Source organism: Rhodococcus cerastii (genome assembly GCF_033042195.1).
GTDB lineage: Bacteria > Actinomycetota > Actinomycetes > Mycobacteriales > Mycobacteriaceae > Rhodococcoides.
Genome location: NZ_JAWLKF010000001.1, coordinates 340,983 through 356,449, shown reverse-complemented (window position 1 = coordinate 356,449; position 15,467 = coordinate 340,983). Strand labels below are relative to the sequence as shown.

The 15,467-nt window shown below is 65.2% G+C and carries 14 protein-coding genes, 1 pseudogene and 1 riboswitch; of the genes and pseudogenes, 6 read left to right on the top strand and 9 right to left on the bottom strand.

The window, feature by feature from the left end; genetic code table 11:
• Window positions 1–46 precede the first annotated feature (46 nt).
• The 3 genes and pseudogenes from R3P93_RS01450 to R3P93_RS01440 form a co-directional block, all read right to left on the bottom strand.
• Window positions 47–1,020: pseudogene (locus tag R3P93_RS01450) on the bottom strand (HAMP domain-containing sensor histidine kinase).
• Window positions 1,017–1,691 carry a response regulator transcription factor gene (locus tag R3P93_RS01445; protein WP_283347107.1) on the bottom strand — a complete coding sequence of 225 codons (675 nt, stop codon included), beginning with the start codon at window positions 1,689–1,691 and terminating at the stop codon, window positions 1,017–1,019. Before R3P93_RS01445 ends, R3P93_RS01450 begins: the two are co-directional and overlap by 4 nt.
• A 135-nt stretch (window positions 1,692–1,826) precedes the next feature.
• Window positions 1,827–2,966 carry an MFS transporter gene (locus R3P93_RS01440; protein ID WP_068051784.1) on the bottom strand — a complete coding sequence of 380 codons (1,140 nt, stop codon included), beginning with the start codon at window positions 2,964–2,966 and terminating at the stop codon, window positions 1,827–1,829.
• 354 nt (window positions 2,967–3,320) lie between these two features.
• A riboswitch (SAM riboswitch) is annotated at window positions 3,321–3,443 on the top strand.
• 172 nt (window positions 3,444–3,615) lie between these two features.
• On the opposite strand from R3P93_RS01440, the gene R3P93_RS01435 reads away from it, so the two are divergent.
• Together R3P93_RS01435 and metX are read left to right on the top strand one after the other, a co-directional pair.
• Entirely contained in the window at window positions 3,616–4,965 is a 1,350-nt protein-coding gene (locus tag R3P93_RS01435; RefSeq protein WP_082323496.1) for a bifunctional o-acetylhomoserine/o-acetylserine sulfhydrylase, read from the top strand.
• Window positions 4,962–6,107 carry a homoserine O-acetyltransferase MetX gene (metX, locus tag R3P93_RS01430; protein WP_317532273.1) on the top strand — a complete coding sequence of 382 codons (1,146 nt, stop codon included), beginning with the start codon at window positions 4,962–4,964 and terminating at the stop codon, window positions 6,105–6,107. Before R3P93_RS01435 ends, metX begins: the two co-directional genes overlap by 4 nt.
• A gap of 36 nt (window positions 6,108–6,143) precedes the next feature.
• Here the strand turns inward: metX and R3P93_RS01425 are convergent, their stop codons facing one another.
• Genes R3P93_RS01425 through R3P93_RS01415 form a run of 3 tightly spaced genes read right to left on the bottom strand, consistent with a single transcriptional unit; the run spans window position 6,144 to window position 7,995 of the window.
• Entirely contained in the window at window positions 6,144–6,461 is a 318-nt protein-coding gene (locus tag R3P93_RS01425; protein ID WP_068051743.1) for a DUF3017 domain-containing protein, read from the bottom strand.
• 11 nt (window positions 6,462–6,472) lie between these two features.
• On the bottom strand, window positions 6,473–7,330 hold the full coding sequence (locus tag R3P93_RS01420) for a bifunctional methylenetetrahydrofolate dehydrogenase/methenyltetrahydrofolate cyclohydrolase (protein WP_317532272.1): 858 nt from the start codon (window positions 7,328–7,330) through the stop codon (window positions 6,473–6,475).
• A gap of 56 nt (window positions 7,331–7,386) precedes the next feature.
• Complete coding sequence (locus R3P93_RS01415) at window positions 7,387–7,995, bottom strand: pentapeptide repeat-containing protein (RefSeq protein WP_317532271.1); 609 nt, start codon at window positions 7,993–7,995, stop codon at window positions 7,387–7,389.
• Between the two features lie 33 nt (window positions 7,996–8,028).
• Between R3P93_RS01415 and R3P93_RS01410 the strand changes: the two genes are divergently transcribed.
• On the top strand, window positions 8,029–8,493 hold the full coding sequence (locus R3P93_RS01410) for a tRNA (cytidine(34)-2'-O)-methyltransferase (RefSeq protein WP_317532270.1): 465 nt from the start codon (window positions 8,029–8,031) through the stop codon (window positions 8,491–8,493).
• Between the two features lie 103 nt (window positions 8,494–8,596).
• Here the strand turns inward: R3P93_RS01410 and R3P93_RS01405 are convergent, their stop codons facing one another.
• Window positions 8,597–9,043, bottom strand: coding sequence for a DUF4349 domain-containing protein (locus R3P93_RS01405; RefSeq protein ID WP_317532269.1), 447 nt, complete (start codon window positions 9,041–9,043; stop codon window positions 8,597–8,599).
• 113 nt (window positions 9,044–9,156) lie between these two features.
• Here R3P93_RS01405 and R3P93_RS01400 point away from each other — a divergent pair, with 113 nt between their 5' ends.
• From R3P93_RS01400 to R3P93_RS01390, 3 genes are all read left to right on the top strand, one after another.
• Window positions 9,157–9,711, top strand: coding sequence for a DUF6764 family protein (locus tag R3P93_RS01400; RefSeq protein WP_317532268.1), 555 nt, complete (start codon window positions 9,157–9,159; stop codon window positions 9,709–9,711).
• Window positions 9,712–10,107: 396 nt separating this feature from the next.
• On the top strand, window positions 10,108–12,402 hold the full coding sequence (locus R3P93_RS01395; RefSeq protein ID WP_317532267.1) for a DUF222 domain-containing protein: 2,295 nt from the start codon (window positions 10,108–10,110) through the stop codon (window positions 12,400–12,402).
• A gap of 178 nt (window positions 12,403–12,580) precedes the next feature.
• Entirely contained in the window at window positions 12,581–13,534 is a 954-nt protein-coding gene (locus R3P93_RS01390) for a methyl-accepting chemotaxis protein (protein WP_149405376.1), read from the top strand.
• 13 nt (window positions 13,535–13,547) lie between these two features.
• Here R3P93_RS01390 and R3P93_RS01385 read toward each other — a convergent pair whose 3' ends face one another.
• A complete protein-coding gene (locus R3P93_RS01385; RefSeq protein ID WP_317532266.1) occupies window positions 13,548–14,477 on the bottom strand; it encodes an SDR family oxidoreductase in 930 nt (309 codons plus the stop codon).
• Window positions 14,478–14,597: 120 nt separating this feature from the next.
• A complete protein-coding gene (locus R3P93_RS01380; RefSeq protein ID WP_317532265.1) occupies window positions 14,598–15,437 on the bottom strand; it encodes a helix-turn-helix transcriptional regulator in 840 nt (279 codons plus the stop codon).
• Window positions 15,438–15,467 lie beyond the last annotated feature (30 nt).

Below are 15,467 nucleotides of genomic sequence, written 5' to 3'. Positions count from 1 at the left end.
CTGCAGTCCGGAGACGAGCAGTCGCGGTTCGGGTGGATCGGGAAAGTCAGTGCTCGGGGATGGCCACTCTGATGTGGCAGCCGAATTCGGTGTCGAGAACTTCGATGGTTCCGCCGTGCAGCTCGGTGGCCCAGCGGGCGATGCCGAGGCCGAGACCTGTTCCGCCGTCGGTGGATCCGCCGCGGGTGAATCGGTCGAACACCGCATGGCGATCGGCGAGGGCGATGCCCGGCCCCTGGTCTACGACGTCGAATGCATAGGCTCCGCCGATTCGGTGAGCCCGCAGCGTCACAGTGCTCGAATGGGGGGAATGCCGCACAGCGTTGTCGACGAGGTTGGTGATCACTGTGTCATGCGAGATCGGTCGGCCACGACCGTCGAATCTCCGGGCGAGACGACGATCGACACTCGTCCTCGGTGAACGGAGGTCGCGTCCTCGAGGAATTGCTGCACCGCGAACTCCTCCGGGGCAATGGTGAGCACACCGCCCTCCACCCGAGACAGGTCGAGCAGTTCGCTGACCAGATCTCCGAGTCGTTCGGTTTGACGCAGCGCCACCGACAGCGTTGCGGGATTCGCGTCGGTCACCCCGTCGACCATGTTCTCGAGCACGGCACGCAGCGCAGCGATGGGCGTCTTCAACTCGTGCGAGACGTTGCCGATCAGTTCGCGGCGGTACTTCTCGGCAGCTTCCAGGTCACTCGCCATGGTGTTGAACGCCGTGGCGAGCTCACCCACCTCGTCCCTCGACGTGGCTCGCACTCGTGTCGAATAGTCCCCTCGCGCCATCGCTTTGGCGGCCGAGGTCATCTCGCGCAGCGGCGACGTCATCCCGTGGGCGACGAACTGTGTCACGGCCAAGGACACGACGAGAGCTGCGAGGAGGGTGTAGCGAAATTGCCAGCCCGCCCCGATCCAGAAGACGACGCTCGCGAGCACCAGCACGATACCGACGACGAGCGAAACCTTGAGCTTGAACGACCGCAACGGATCCAACGGACGCGGCAGCATGCGCGTCATCGCGGCGACTCCACGGCATAGCCGACGCCGTGCACGGTGCGGATGAGATCGCCACCGAGTTTGCGACGCAACGCTTTCACGTGAGAATCGACCGTCCTGCTGCTGGCCGAATCGTCCCAGCCCCAGAGCTCCGACAGTAGAGTCTCCCGCGAGACCGCAGTACGCGGCCGAGCCGCCAGATAGGCGAGGATGTCGAATTCCGTTCTGGTCAAGTGGATGTCACCGGAGGAAGTGGTCACCCGCCGTTCCCGGTGATCGATCTGCACGTCACCGACTCGAACCGCCTGCGGTTCGGCTGCCACCGTTCGCTCGGCACGCCGAACCAGGGCGTGCACGCGAGCGACCAACTCGCGCATACTGAACGGCTTACCCAGGTAGTCGTCCGCGCCGACGCCCAAGCCGACGAGCATGTCCGTCTCGTCGGACTTGGCCGTCAACATCAACACCGGGACCGGGCGGGACGCCTGGATACGGCGGCACACCTCGAGCCCGTCGAACCCGGGCAGCATCAGATCGAGCACCACCACGTCGGGATCGATCCTGGCGCACGCGTCGACGGCAGCCGGCCCGTCGGCGGCAGTGACGACCTCGTACCCTTCGCCGCGCAGCCGAGCGGCAACGGCGTCGGAGATCGTGGGCTCGTCGTCGACGACGAGAACTGTGCGGCTCATGAGAATTGACCCTAGAGGGCGCACGTGGAGGAGCCCGTCGGGAAATGTGGAGGTTCGGTGAAGGTTGAGCCAGGCGCGTTTCACATCGCACTCGGTGGAACGCCGGTAACGATCACCGGCTGATCCTGGGCGCTCCTACGCGGCGGAACGCTTGTCCATCCACATGGCGGTGGCCAGTACACCGAGACCGGCCACCGCCAGGCCCGAGCCGACGGCGGCGGGTGCCGTGTACCCGAATCCTGCGGCGATCACGGCACCACCGACTGCCGCTCCGATGGCGTTGGCCAGGTTGAACGCGGCATGGTTGAGCGATGCGGCGAGCGTCTGAGCGTCCTCGGCCACGTCCATCAACCTCGTCTGCAGACCAGGGACCACAGAAGAGCCGGACGCGCCGATGAGGAACACCAGCAGGAGTGCGGTGATCGGATTGTGTGCGGCCACGACGAACACCGCAAGAGTTACCGCAGTAGCGGCCAGACCGACGAAGGTGCCCTTGAGCTGGTACCTGTCGGCGAGCCAGCCGCCGGCGTAGTTTCCGACGACCATTCCGAGTCCGTAGATCATCAGGGCGACCGGAACGAGTGCGCGGGCGAGACCGGCGACGTCGGTCAGAGTCGACGCGATGTAGGTGTAGACCGCGAACATGCCGCCGAATCCGACGATGCCCACGAACAGGGTCATCCACACCTGGCTGCGGCGCAGTGCGCCCAGCTCGGTGATGGGGCTGGTGGTCGGCATCGCATCGAGTCGTGGCATCCAGAGGACGAGCGCGGCGACGGTGAGGGCACCGATGACAGCCACGAGCGTGAATGCACTGCGCCATCCCAACGCCTGCCCGATCCAGGTCGCCACCGGGACGCCGACGACGTTCGCGACGGAGAGTCCCATCATCACCATCGCGACGGCCTTGGCTCGCTTGCCGGGTTCGGCGAGGTGAGCAGCCACCAGGGCCGCGACACCGAAGTACGCACCGTGCGGCAGGCCGGCGACGAAGCGCGAGGCGACGAGTTCGTTGAAGCTGGGCGCGAACACCGTGCCGAGGTTGCCGAGGGTGAAGGCCACCATCAGCGCCAGTAGCAACATCCGCCGGGGAACGCGAGCAGCCAGGGCTGCGATGGTCGGCGCACCGACCACGACGCCGAGCGCATACGCGGAGATCATGTGGCCGGCCGAGGGCTCGGAGATCCCCATCGTCGTGGCGATGTCCGGCAACAGACCCATCGACGCGAACTCCGTGGTGCCGATTCCGAAGCCGCCGATGGACAGTGCCAGCATCGCGAGCTTGCGGCGGGTGGAGTGCGGTCGGTGACTGACACTCAGGCCACTCGACACCTTGCCGCGCACAGCGCTGACTCGGGCAAGAGCGGAATCGGTGACAGTCACAGCAGTACAACCTTCGTGTGCAAATCGGGGGCAGAGGAAGCGGCCGGAATTCGAGCCTGCGGTCGGGGACCCACCGGGCCCGACCCAGAAGGCAACGTCGCTCCCGTCAATTGTCTTCCCGACGGCAGATTGTTTCGCGTGGATGCACCGTGATTGTCCTCACCCGAACATCTGCTCGAGCTCGACCCGATCGGATGCCGTGCCCTCGTTCCGGTGGGGTGCCGTTACCCGCTACGATGTTCGCCAGGTCATGAGTGCCAGCATCGAGCCCCGGCTTGCTGGCCGGCAACCCTCCAACCGCGGTGGGGTGCCCCGGGTGAACGACCAGGCCGATACGGCACGCGAGTGCCGTTTCGACAAGCGCGGGTCCGCAGGAAGCGGACCCACTGAACCTTCGGTCCCCAGGGGCCGAAGCCTGTCAGGAGGTTCTTCCATGTGTTGCTGTACCGATACGCCCCGTAGCGCTCGACTTCTCGAGCTTGATTCGACATTCGATTCGTCTCAGACACACTCGTCTCAATAAAACGGAGTATCACCAGCCATGACCGATTCCACCCCCGACGTCGTCGACGCCACCGGAGCACCCACCGAGGATCCGTTCACCGATCCCGCAGCCGACTGGAGCTTCGAGACCAAGCAGATCCATTCGGGTCAGACACCGGATGGCACCACCAGGGCTCGTGCGTTGCCCATCTACCAGACCACCTCGTACACGTTCGACAACACCGATCACGCCGCCGCCTTGTTCGGTCTGGCCGAGCCCGGCAACATCTACACCCGGATCATCAACCCGACACAGGATGTCGTCGAGCAGCGCATCGCGGCCCTCGAAGGTGGCGTCGCGGCATTGCTCCTCGCGTCGGGGCAGGCCGCCGAGACGTTCGCGATTCTCAACCTCGCCGAGGCGGGCGACCACATCGTGTCGAGTCCGCGGCTCTACGGCGGCACGTACAACCTGTTCCACTACACGCTCCCCAAGCTGGGTATCACCGTCTCGTTCGTCGACGATCCCGACGACCTCGAGCAATGGCGTGCCGCGATCACTCCGTCGACCAAGGCGTTCTACGGCGAGTCGATCTCGAACCCCAAGAACGACATCCTCGATATCCCGGGGATCTCGGCAGTGGCCCACGAGAACGGCATCCCGCTGATCGTGGACAACACCGTGGCGACGCCGTACCTGCTGCAGCCGTTGAAGCACGGTGCCGACATCGTGGTTCACTCGGCGACGAAGTACCTCGGCGGACACGGAACAGCAATCGCGGGCGTCATCGTCGACGGTGGCACGTTCGATTGGACGCAGGGCCGTCATCCCAACTTCACCACCGCGGATCCGAGCTACCACGGCGTCGTGTTCGCCGATCTGGGCGCGCCCGCGTTCGCATTGAAGGCACGCGTCCAGCTGCTGCGTGACATCGGTGCTGCAGTCTCGCCGTTCAACGCCTTCCTCATCAGTCAGGGTCTGGAGACGTTGAGCCTTCGGATCGAGCGGCATGTGGCGAATGCGCAGAAGGTCGCTGCCTTCCTCGCCGGTCGCGACGACGTCGTCTCGATCAACTACGCCGGACTCGAATCGTCGCCGTGGTACCAGCGTGGGCAGGAATTGTTGCCGAAGGGGCAGGGCGCGATCATCGCGTTCGAGCTGAAGGGCGGTGTGGACGCGGGCAAGAAGTTCGTCAACGCTCTCACTCTGCACAGCCACGTCGCTAACATCGGAGACGTGCGCTCACTCGTCATCCACCCCGCATCCACCACGCATTCCCAGCTGACTCCGGAGGAGCAGCTGGCATCGGGCGTCACTCCCGGCCTGGTCCGTCTCGCCGTGGGCATCGAGGGGATCGACGACATCATCGCCGATCTCGAGGTCGGATTCAGCGCGGCGGCATCTTGAGCAACAGCTGCGACACAGGCGTTCGTCCGGAGGCGGTTCTTCCGTCTCCGGACGGGCGGTTGGGCACCATCGACATCGGTGGTCTCGATCTCGAGAACGGCGAGCGAATCCCCCAGGTGACCGTCGCGGTGCAGCGGTGGGGTGAACTCGCCACCGACCGCAGCAACGTCGTACTCGTCGAACACGCCCTCACCGGGGACTCGCACGTGTCCGGTGCGCCGGACGCCGATCACGCTCTGCCCGGGTGGTGGAACGGAATGGTCGGTCCCGGCTGCCCCATCGACACCGACGAGTGGTGCGTCGTGGCGACGAACGTGCTCGGCGGGTGCGGCGGGACCACGGGCCCGAGCAGCGTCTCGCCCGACGGCACTCCCTACGGCTCTCGTTTCCCGGACATCTCCATCCGCGACCAGGTCGCTGCGGAAGCGGCCGTGGCCGACGTCCTCGGAATCGAGCGGTTCGCTGCTGTCGTCGGCGGCTCGATGGGCGGTATGCGCACCCTGGAATGGATCGTGGGACATCCCGACCGAGTGGCGGCGGCGTTGGTCCTCGCGGTCGGTGCCAGGGCGACTGCCGACCAGATCGGCACCCAGACAACACAGATCGCCGCGATCAAAGCCGATCCGGGATGGCTCGGCGGCAACTATCACGACACCGGCACCTCACCGTCGGCCGGACTCGGCATCGCGCGGCGCATCGCGCATCTGACGTACCGGACCGAGAGCGAACTCGACATCAGGTTCGGAAACTCACCGCAGAACGACGAAGACCCGTGGGCCGGTGGCAGGTACTCCGCGCAGAGCTACCTCGAGCATCAGGCTGCCAAGCTCGTCAACCGGTTCGACGCGGCGACGTACGTTCTGCTCAGCGAAGCGATGAACCGACACGACGTAGGCCGTGGCCGCGGCGGAGTGGCCGACGCTCTTGCGTCCACATCTGTCCCGACCATCGTCGGCGGAGTCGACTCCGATCGCCTGTATCCGCTTCGACTGCAGAAGGAGATCGCTCGCGAACTCCCCCAGTGCCGCGGACTCGAAGTGATCCAGTCGCGTGACGGACACGACGGCTTCCTCACCGAGGCCGATTCGGTGGCCAAACTGCTCGCCGAGACGATGGAGCTGGCCCGCCTCGGTCGGCGCTGACACCACACTCGTTCACCGGGCGCTCCAGATCCGAGGTCAGTCGGTTCCCAGCGGATCGATCGATAGCGACAGAAAGACAATGGCTCCGCCGACGCCACCCAGCGCCAACACATCGAACACGCGACTGCGCACTTGCAGTGTGCCGACACGTGTTTCGGGCAGACACAGCCGCAGGACGGCCGCCAGCAGCGCTGCGCATCCGAAGATGAACGCGCCGCGCCGCCAGCGATCGGCCAGCACCAGGATCAGCGCGGCGAGGACGACGACCGAGACTGCGACGATCGGTAGGTTGCGCGCGACTGCCGCGCGAAATCCCGGGTCGGGCTCGCTTCGCTCGTCCTCTGCATCGTTCACGTCGGGTCCGCTCAGCTCTCGGCGGCGACGCGTTCGGCGCGCTCGACGACATTGGTGAGCAGAAAGGCCCGCGTCAGCGGACCGACACCGCCGGGGTTGGGCGAGAGGAAACCTGCCACCTCCGCGACACCGTCGGCGACATCTCCGCGCAATCCGTCCTCGGTGCGGGTCACCCCGACATCGAGCACAGCAGCACCAGGCTTGACCATGTCCGCAGTGATCAATCCGGGTACTCCGGCAGCGGCGATGACGATGTCCGCACGTGAGACCTCGGCGGCCAGATCACGAGTTCCGGTGTGGCACAAAGTAACTGTCGAGTTCTCCGAACGCCTCGTGAGCAGCAGTCCGATGGGTCGCCCGACCGTCACACCGCGGCCGATGACCACCGCGTGCGCGCCGTCGAGAGCAACGTCGTAGCGGCGCAGCAGGTGCACGATCCCGCGAGGTGTGCACGGCAGTGCGGCGTCCTTGCCCAGCACCAGACGGCCGAGGTTGATCGGGTGCAGACCGTCGGCGTCCTTGTCCGGATCGATTCGCTCGAGCGCAGCGTTCTCGTCGAGATGCTTCGGCAACGGCAGTTGGACGATGTAGCCGGTGCATTCGGGGTTGGCATTGAGTTCGTCGATCACGGCCTCGAGATCTGCCTGGGTGATGTCCGCGGGTAGGTCGCGACGAATCGACGTGATGCCTACCTTGGCGCAGTCGTTGTGCTTGCCCCGGACGTACGCAGCCGAACCCGGATCGTCGCCCACCAATACGGTCGCCAGACCTGGGGTGATGCCCTTCTCACGCAGCGCTGCCACGCGGGCGGTGAGATCGACGAATATCTCGTCACGGGTCGCTTTGCCATCGAGAATCGTTGCAGTCACCCGGTCATTGTTCCAGGTTCTGCGTCAGCAGCGGCGCACCGGTCCGATCACCGCCGTCAGCCCTCGACCACGAGCCCGTGCGCTCCTGCATATGCGACGGCCTGCATCAGCTCGATCTTCGCGTTGCGCACGCTCGCGCTGACCCACAGCGATGCGTCGGCGACGGCTCCGCGCAGATCTGCCTCGTCGAACTTCGCGTCGACGGTGCGGGCACCGGTGAAATCGACCGATCGCACCGTGGCCTTGCGGAAGTCTGCGGATACCAGGTTGGCCTCCCGCATTCGGCACCCCGTCAGATCGAGACCACGAAGGTCGGCCCTACCCAAAGACGCGAGGGTGAAGTCGACCTCGTCGTACGTCGCGGGACGCATGCGACTGTCGACGAACATCGATCCCATCAGAGTCGAATGACGAAAAGTACTGTGCTGCAGATTGGTACGAGTGAAAGTGCACGATCGAAATGCGGAGTTCGTGTGAATCGATTCGGTGAGGTCCGTGCCGGTGAAGTCGCATTCGGTGAACACCACCGAGTCGGTTCGGACGCCGCTCATGTCCGCATCGCGAAAGGTGCACCGAACGAACTGCCTACCGGTCCACTCCTGCCCGTCCAGTCGCGTGTCGGAAAAGTCTTCACCGATCGTCTGTTCGTCGTCCACCTGCCCCATACTTCCCGGGCTCGAGATGGCAGAGTGAACCGGGTGTTTCGACTCATGTTCTTCGAGCCCCGCATCCCACAGAACACCGGCAACGCGATTCGCCTGGTCGCCGGGACCGGCTGCGAACTGCACCTGGTGGGTCCGCTCGGCTTCGACATGTCCGAGCCGAAGCTCAAGCGGGCAGGCTTGGACTACCACGACCTGGCGTCGGTGACGGTGCACGATGACCTACCCTCGGCGTGGGCCGCGCTGGCGCCGACTCGCGTGTTCGCCTACACCGCCCACGCGGACCGGTCCTACGCCGACGTCGCATACGAACCCGGCGACGTCCTCCTGTTCGGACCGGAACCCACTGGATTGCCCGACGACGTTCTGGACGACCCGCACGTGACCGATCGACTGCGAATCCCGATGATTCCCGGCCGCCGATCGTTGAACCTGGCGAACGCGGCAGCAGTGACGATGTACGAGGCATGGCGCCAGCACGGATACGAAGGCAGCGTCTGAAGGGTTGGCGTTCGAGCTCGCTCGAAGCCCTGGCTGTCGGAGCGCGCGCTGACCGAAGGTGCGTTGGCGGCAAGCGAAACTGTGGTCGCGTCGGATCGTGAGTTCAGGTCTTCGACCATCGACGCAGACGGCCAGCATCTTCGGTCTCGGAGGTGAAACTGATTGTGAGCGTCGACAAATCGATCCGGTACGCGAGGTAGTTCTTCTGTGACACCGACCTGTCGAGTTCGCCCTGTCGGCTCGACCGTGTCGATTCCACCTCGACGAGATCGGCAGTATTCGACGCGGCCGCGGTCGGATCGTCGGCGATCAGCGAGAGCCGTCCGGTAACGATTTCCTTGCATTCGATCGGCGCCGGGGCCCGCTGCCGGGCGGAGTCGACTGCCATCTCGTGCGCGAGCGCCGGCCCTGCCAGAGAAGTCGAACAGTCAAGTGGTGGAGGCACATTCGATGGATCGGGAGCGGAGCACAACAGCAACACGAACGCGCATCCGGGTACCGCGACCGCTGCAGTCAGGGTGCGGGGAACCGGACTTCTACGACGATTCATCCCCGGACGCCAGCGGCACCGTTACACAAACCTCACCGGCTTGCTGCCATGGACTCGCGGGGCGGGGTACCGTGTGCCGCACCGGCCCGTTTCGCTCGTGAAGGAGCTTTCTTTTGTTCTCTGTTTCCCTCCCCCGTCTCTCGTCCTCCAACTCCTCCTCCGCGCGCACGTCCAGTCGGTTCGGTAGTCGAATTGCCCGCACCGCAGCAATATTCGCCATGGGCTCGGGATTGACGGTTGCAGCCCTGTCGGGCACGGCCACTGCGTCGGCAGCCCCCGTCAACTGTGTGTCTCCGCCCTCGGCCAACGACATCCAGGTCGACGACACCGCGAGCTGCGAAGCAACCTCGAACGGAACCGGACGGGCCACCGCAGGTGCTGCCGACAGCGGCACCGCAGTCAGCGTCAACGACGGCCCGGGCTCGACGACCACCTATGCCAACGGATACGGCGTCGCCCTCGGAGCGAGCAAGAATGCAGGGACGGCGTACGCACTGGCACTCGGCGGCGGAATCGCTCACTCGTGGGCAGACGCCGGACAGACGACACTCGCTGTCGCCGGGTGGGGATCGGGCGCTACCTCCGAGGCTCAGGGCGTCGACTGCGTCGGCCCCCTGTCACTGGCACTGAACCTCACGAGCGGCCAGTTCTGCGTCCTCGGTAGCTGATCGTCCGGTTGCAGACACAAATCCGGTCTACGGAGCCGATTACCCCGACACGAACTCGTCGAGGTAATCGGCTCCTCCTACTTAGACGGTGTGACCGGACCTCCTGAACCGCTCGGCACATCCTTCGGGGAGCCGCGGAGCGGTCCGTTCGGTTTGCTCGAGGACTCCGACGAGCACCTATTGCCTCCCCGAGACTTGGCAATGATTTGGGGCCGGCCACTCGAACCAGTCTGGCGATGGGCGCAACGATGGAACGAGGGTGCCGGCCCCGATCACCAGCTCTGACCAGCAAGTTAGCCGCCCCGACCCGCCTTTCCGTTCTTGTCGGTGGGTCGAGATAGTCTTCTTTCAGTTCGAACGCACGTTCTGAAATGTTGCTCACCAGGGGGTGAAAAAATGGGTGCAATCCCGACCGTGTCACTGGAGGCGTTGACCGCTGCCGCGCATGAGGAAAATCGGCAGGCGGCCCGCAAGATCACCGCCTGCTATCGCGTGCACTGCGACTGGATCACCCGCGACATCAAGCACAAGCACTACAGCCGATACGGACGCACCGAAATGGCAGTGGCATTGGGCTGCTCCGCGACCGTCGCCGAAGCGTATGTCTCCGTCGGCGTCGCCCTGCACACGCGGATGCCGCTGCTGCGGGCAGCCTTCGAGACCGGCGATATCGACCTTCCCCGCGTGCGGACGGTGTGCCGGATCCTCGACAATCTTTCCGACGACATCGTCACCCGCGTCGAAGCCGAGGTGGTCGAGGCGGCGAGGAGGTCGTCCCCTGGTCCGCTCGAACAGGCGATCTGGGACATCCTGCTGCGCGTGGCACCCGAGGAAGCCGCGGCGTTGCGGGAGTTCGCGAAGAAGTTCCGGACCGTCACCTACAGTCCCGCCGGCGAACTCGCCCGCATCCGAGCCGAGCTGACCGCACCCGAGGCCGCCGCCGCATGGCAACTCCTCGAGGAGATGGCCGATACTCTCTGCCCGAAAGACCCGCGCGGGAAGAAAGAACGCCTGTGCGATGCGTTCATGGCCCGCATGCACGGCGAACCCCGACTGGCTTGCCTGTGCCAACGCGAGGATTGCCCGAAGAAAGACACAGCGTTGCCGGATCGGCGGGTGCCGCTCACGATGATCACCGTCGACATCGCCACCCTCATCGGACTACTCGCCAACCCCGCCTACCTCGCCGGGCACGGATCCATCGACCCCGACCTCGCGCGAGAGTTGGCACGCAGCAGTCACTGGCAGATCCTGCTCACCGAAGCAGTGACGCTGGCGGAGAAACTCGGGCTCGCTGTGCAGAACCCGGACACCGGGGAATGGGAACGAACACCGAAAAACCCCACGCCGGAAACAGAAGAAGATACGGATCCGCCGACGAACACCGACCCGGCAGCATCAACGGCATCGGCAGCAAGCAGGACCGAGACTCGCACAGACACAGCATCGGCAACGGACTCCGAGACCGGATGCGGCACTTCCACCGATACCGATGCGACCACTGCACCGGAAACGGAACCGGCGAACGAATCCGCCGCAAGCAATGACCCCGCCACCGAATCAACCACCGCACCATCACCCACCCCAGCTTCTTCGCCGACAAGCGTGACGGCAACGACCACCTCGCCCTCGCCGACAAGCGTGACGGCAACGGCCACTGCGCCAGCACCGGCGACAGCAGCGGACTCGGCCTCCGGCCCGGGGACAAATCCCGGCCGTGGCTCCGATGCAGCACAAGCACCTGCGCCGATTGCGGAGACGGCACCCAACGTTGCGTCCGATACACGTTCAGCTGCAACACAACACGAACGGTCCGACACCACAACGGCGGCACCGACGGATGAAACTTCACCAGCAATGGAGGACGGACCATCGAGTCCGAGCGCTGACACATCCCCACACACAGCTGACAGCCGCGACAACCAGCGTCGCCCGCAATCGCTGACCTCCGCCGCAGCCCTGTTCTGCACCCACACACCCCTCGGCCGGGGCACACGGCACAGCTCTGCCCTCGACCTGGACGACATCAGACATCCCGCCCGCAACATGAGAGCACTCGACCTCCGCTCGGCAATCCGGCTGGACAACCCGACGATCCCCACTGCAGGCCACACACCCGCAAACCGCACGCCCTCAGGCATCTACCTCGGCAACGCATCGCTGGCCGCGGCTCTCGAAGCCGCCATCGCCGCCGACCCCACCCTCGGAAAATCCGTCCCCCGCGACCCACTCACCGACCGCGCCCTGATCTACCGACCCGACACCCTCACCACCGCAGCCGTCCGACTACGCGACAAACACTGCCGCTTCCCCGGCTGCCACCGACCCGCCACACGCTGCCAACTCGACCACATAGTGCCCTTCGACCACGCCAACCCTCGCGGCGGCGGCTGGACCACCCTCAACAACCTCCAATGCCTCTGCGACTACCACCACACCGTCAAAACCGCCGGCTACTGGACAGCCGTCATGCTCCCCGGCGGAGCCATCCTCTGGACCTCCACCTCGAAAACCACCCGAATCACCCTGCCCACCAATGGCACAGCCGTACCCATCCTCGGCAACGACCTCAGACCACACATCCCCACCACACCGAAACGATCCGGCCACATCGCCTACCCCAACCCACCCGACAACCAACAGCCCGAAACAGAACCCCCAGCCGAAGACACCGACACCCCGCCCTTCTGAAGATCGGAGTTTCACGGAAGTACGGCGAACCCATGCCGCGCGTGCACCAGGGTCGGGGAGCCGAACCCCGCTACACGAACCCGCTCGGCCCCGACCGTCGCCGACCGTCGCCGAACGTCGACGTCGGCCCACGCGGCCTGCAGAGTGGCCCTCGCTGATCGACCGGCATACTCGAGAAATGAGCAATCCACGTGCAACCGCTCGCCCCCGAGCACTGACGTTGCACGGCCGCATCAGAGTGTTGACGATGAGCGTGGCGGCCCTGGCAGTCGCCGTCAGTGCTCTCGCGATCTATCTCGTCGCGGAGCAGGCCCTCCGCTCACAGATCGCGGACCGCGTGGAACGCAACAGCGACGCCATTATTGCCAGCGCGGCAACGGGGGTTCCGGCCAATCTGCTCGGCTTCGCCATCGGAGACACCGAGGGCACCGCGGTGAAGGTCGCCTTCGCGACGACTGACGGCGCATTGGTGACGTCGACGAACGGCTCCGAGCCGTTCACCAATTCCGATGGCGTTCTGGACGCCGCGGAAAGATCGGTCATCGACGGCGACACCGATCAGTCCCTGCGCGAGGCGCGGGGCTATTACATTTCGGCCAAGCGCACCGACTCAGGCGAAACGATCCTGGTGGCCGAATCGCTCAGCGCGGCGTCACCGCTACTCGGCAAACTCACGCTCGCCCTGGTCCTGGTCGGTGCGTTTCTCGTCGCACTGGCAGGTGTCGCGGGTGCCGCCGTGGCACGCACCGGACTCCGCCCGGTCAGGCGACTGCGGGCCGGTACCGAACGTGTTGCCCGCACGGGAGACTTCGAGCCCATCGACGTCAACGGAGACGACGAACTGGCATCTCTGGCCAACAGCTTCAACGAGATGTTGGCTTCCCTGTCTCGTTCACGAGCACGGCAGGGTCAGCTGATCATCGATGCCGGCGCGGAACTGATGGAGCCGCTGACAGCGTTACGCACCAACATCGATCTACTGATGTCACTCGACCGGCCGGACACTCCGGACATGCCGGAGGACCAGCAGGACCGATTGCGCGTCGAAGTCATCGCTCAGATGGACGTCATCATCGGGCTGGTGCACGACCTGGTCGACCATGCCCGGGAGCCCTCGCCGACCCCTCGGTGACGGCCGAGAACTTTCAGGACGAGAGCCGCACGCCGGTCAGGTGTTCCGAGGCGTCCCAGAGGCGACGCGCATCGTCCATCCTGCGCATCGGCTTCCACATGCCGACCTCGGTCGGTGGCCCGCCGATGACTCGCTTGGGGCCGAAGAACTGATCCCCACCTGCGTCGCTACCAGCGGCCGCAACCAATCCCGGCTGAGCTGCGCTGTCCACAGTGCCGGCAATGCCGAGGCGGGCAAGAACGCCGATCAATCGTCGGCCGGCAGAATCCTTCGGTCGCCCCAATCCCGGTTGTGCCGCAAGCAGATTGGTCGGCGAAATCCCCGGGTGAGCGATATTGCTGGTGATTCCCCAGCCGCCTGCCCTACTACGAGCCTCGAGTTCACGTGCGAACAGAGCCACCGCGAGCTTGGATTGGCTGTAGGCCTTCATGACGTCGTAGGAACGCTCCCAATCGAGGTCGTCCCAATTGATGGTCGCCGATCGCGCCGCGATGCTCGTCTGATGGGTGACCCGCGCACTACCCTTCCGCAGCAGCGGCAGCAGACCGAGGGTGAGCGCGAAATGGCCGAGGTGATTGGTACCGAACTGCAGCTCGAACCCATCCCGGGTGACCTGACGCTCGGGCGGCTGCATGACGCCGGCGTTGTTGACGAGAATGTCGATCGACCGGCCTTCCGAGACGAGTTCGCTCGCCAACGCTGCCACCGAGTTCAGTGACGACAGATCCAACGTGCGGGTGCTGATCTGTGCGCCGGGTACTGCGGTCCGGATCGACTCGGCAGCACGCTCCCCCTTGGCGGCCGAGCGGACCGGCATGACGACCTCGGCACCGGAGCGGGCGAGTTGCGTGGCGATGACCGTTCCGATCCCGTCGCTTGCTCCCGTGACGACGGCAATCTTCCCCGTCAGATCGGGAAGTGAGGTGTGTGCTTCGCGGCCCATGACAATCTCCTGTGCTGGTGTCGATCTGCGGATTCGATCTGCAGAACCCATGTTCGACGATCACCACGAGCTCATCCAGGACTTCCCGATCCACTGATACGACCGAGACCGTGGATCACGTCAGGACAGAACCTGAGTTCCCACCACCGCGAGCAGCTCCAACTTGGCGTAGCTTTCGCTGCCGGGGACTGCCGTGTACACCAGCAGACGATGCGCTTGCTCGGGGTCCAGAAGGGTCTGACAGTTCAGCTCCAGCAGACCGACCGTCGGGTGCAGAAATCGTTTGGAATCGGGCGGGCGAACCCCCACTTCGCGTTTCGCCCACAGGGTTCGAAATTCCTCGCTGACCTCGAGTAGCTCTGTGGACAGCTGCGCAGCTGTCGATTCGGGTCCGCGAAGAGTGACGATTTCGCGCAGACCCGACGCGTACACCCGAGACAGCGCGGCACGCTCTTCGGGCGGATACGACTGCCGGGCCCCGGGGTCGGTGAACCAGCGATACCCCAGACTTCGCTCGGGGCCGGTGCGCTGCGAGGCATCGCCGGTCAGTGCCGCACCCAGCGGCGTCTGACGGAGCGTCTCTCCGAGTTCGGACACGATCTCGGCGGGCGTGTCGTTCAGTCGATCCAGAATGCGCAGTAGTCCTGGGCTGATGTGGTCGCTCGACGACCCGCGCACGGGAGGATTGTGCCCGGCGAGCCGGAACACGTGATCACGCTCGCCGAGCGACAGATGCAATCCCTGCGCGATGGAGGCGATCATCCGAGTCGACGGGGCAGGTCCGCTGGCCCGTTCGAGTCGTGCGTAGTAGTCGGTCGACATGTGGCACAGTTCTGCGACCTCCTCGCGACGGAGGCCTTGCGTGCGTCTGCGCTGCCCCCGTGGCAGACCGACGTCCTCCGGCTGCAACGACTGCCGTCGCTGCCGGAGAAACGCCGCCAATTCCGGTCGATCGATCACGTCGGTTCCTTCTTTCCCGTGCGTGCGCAT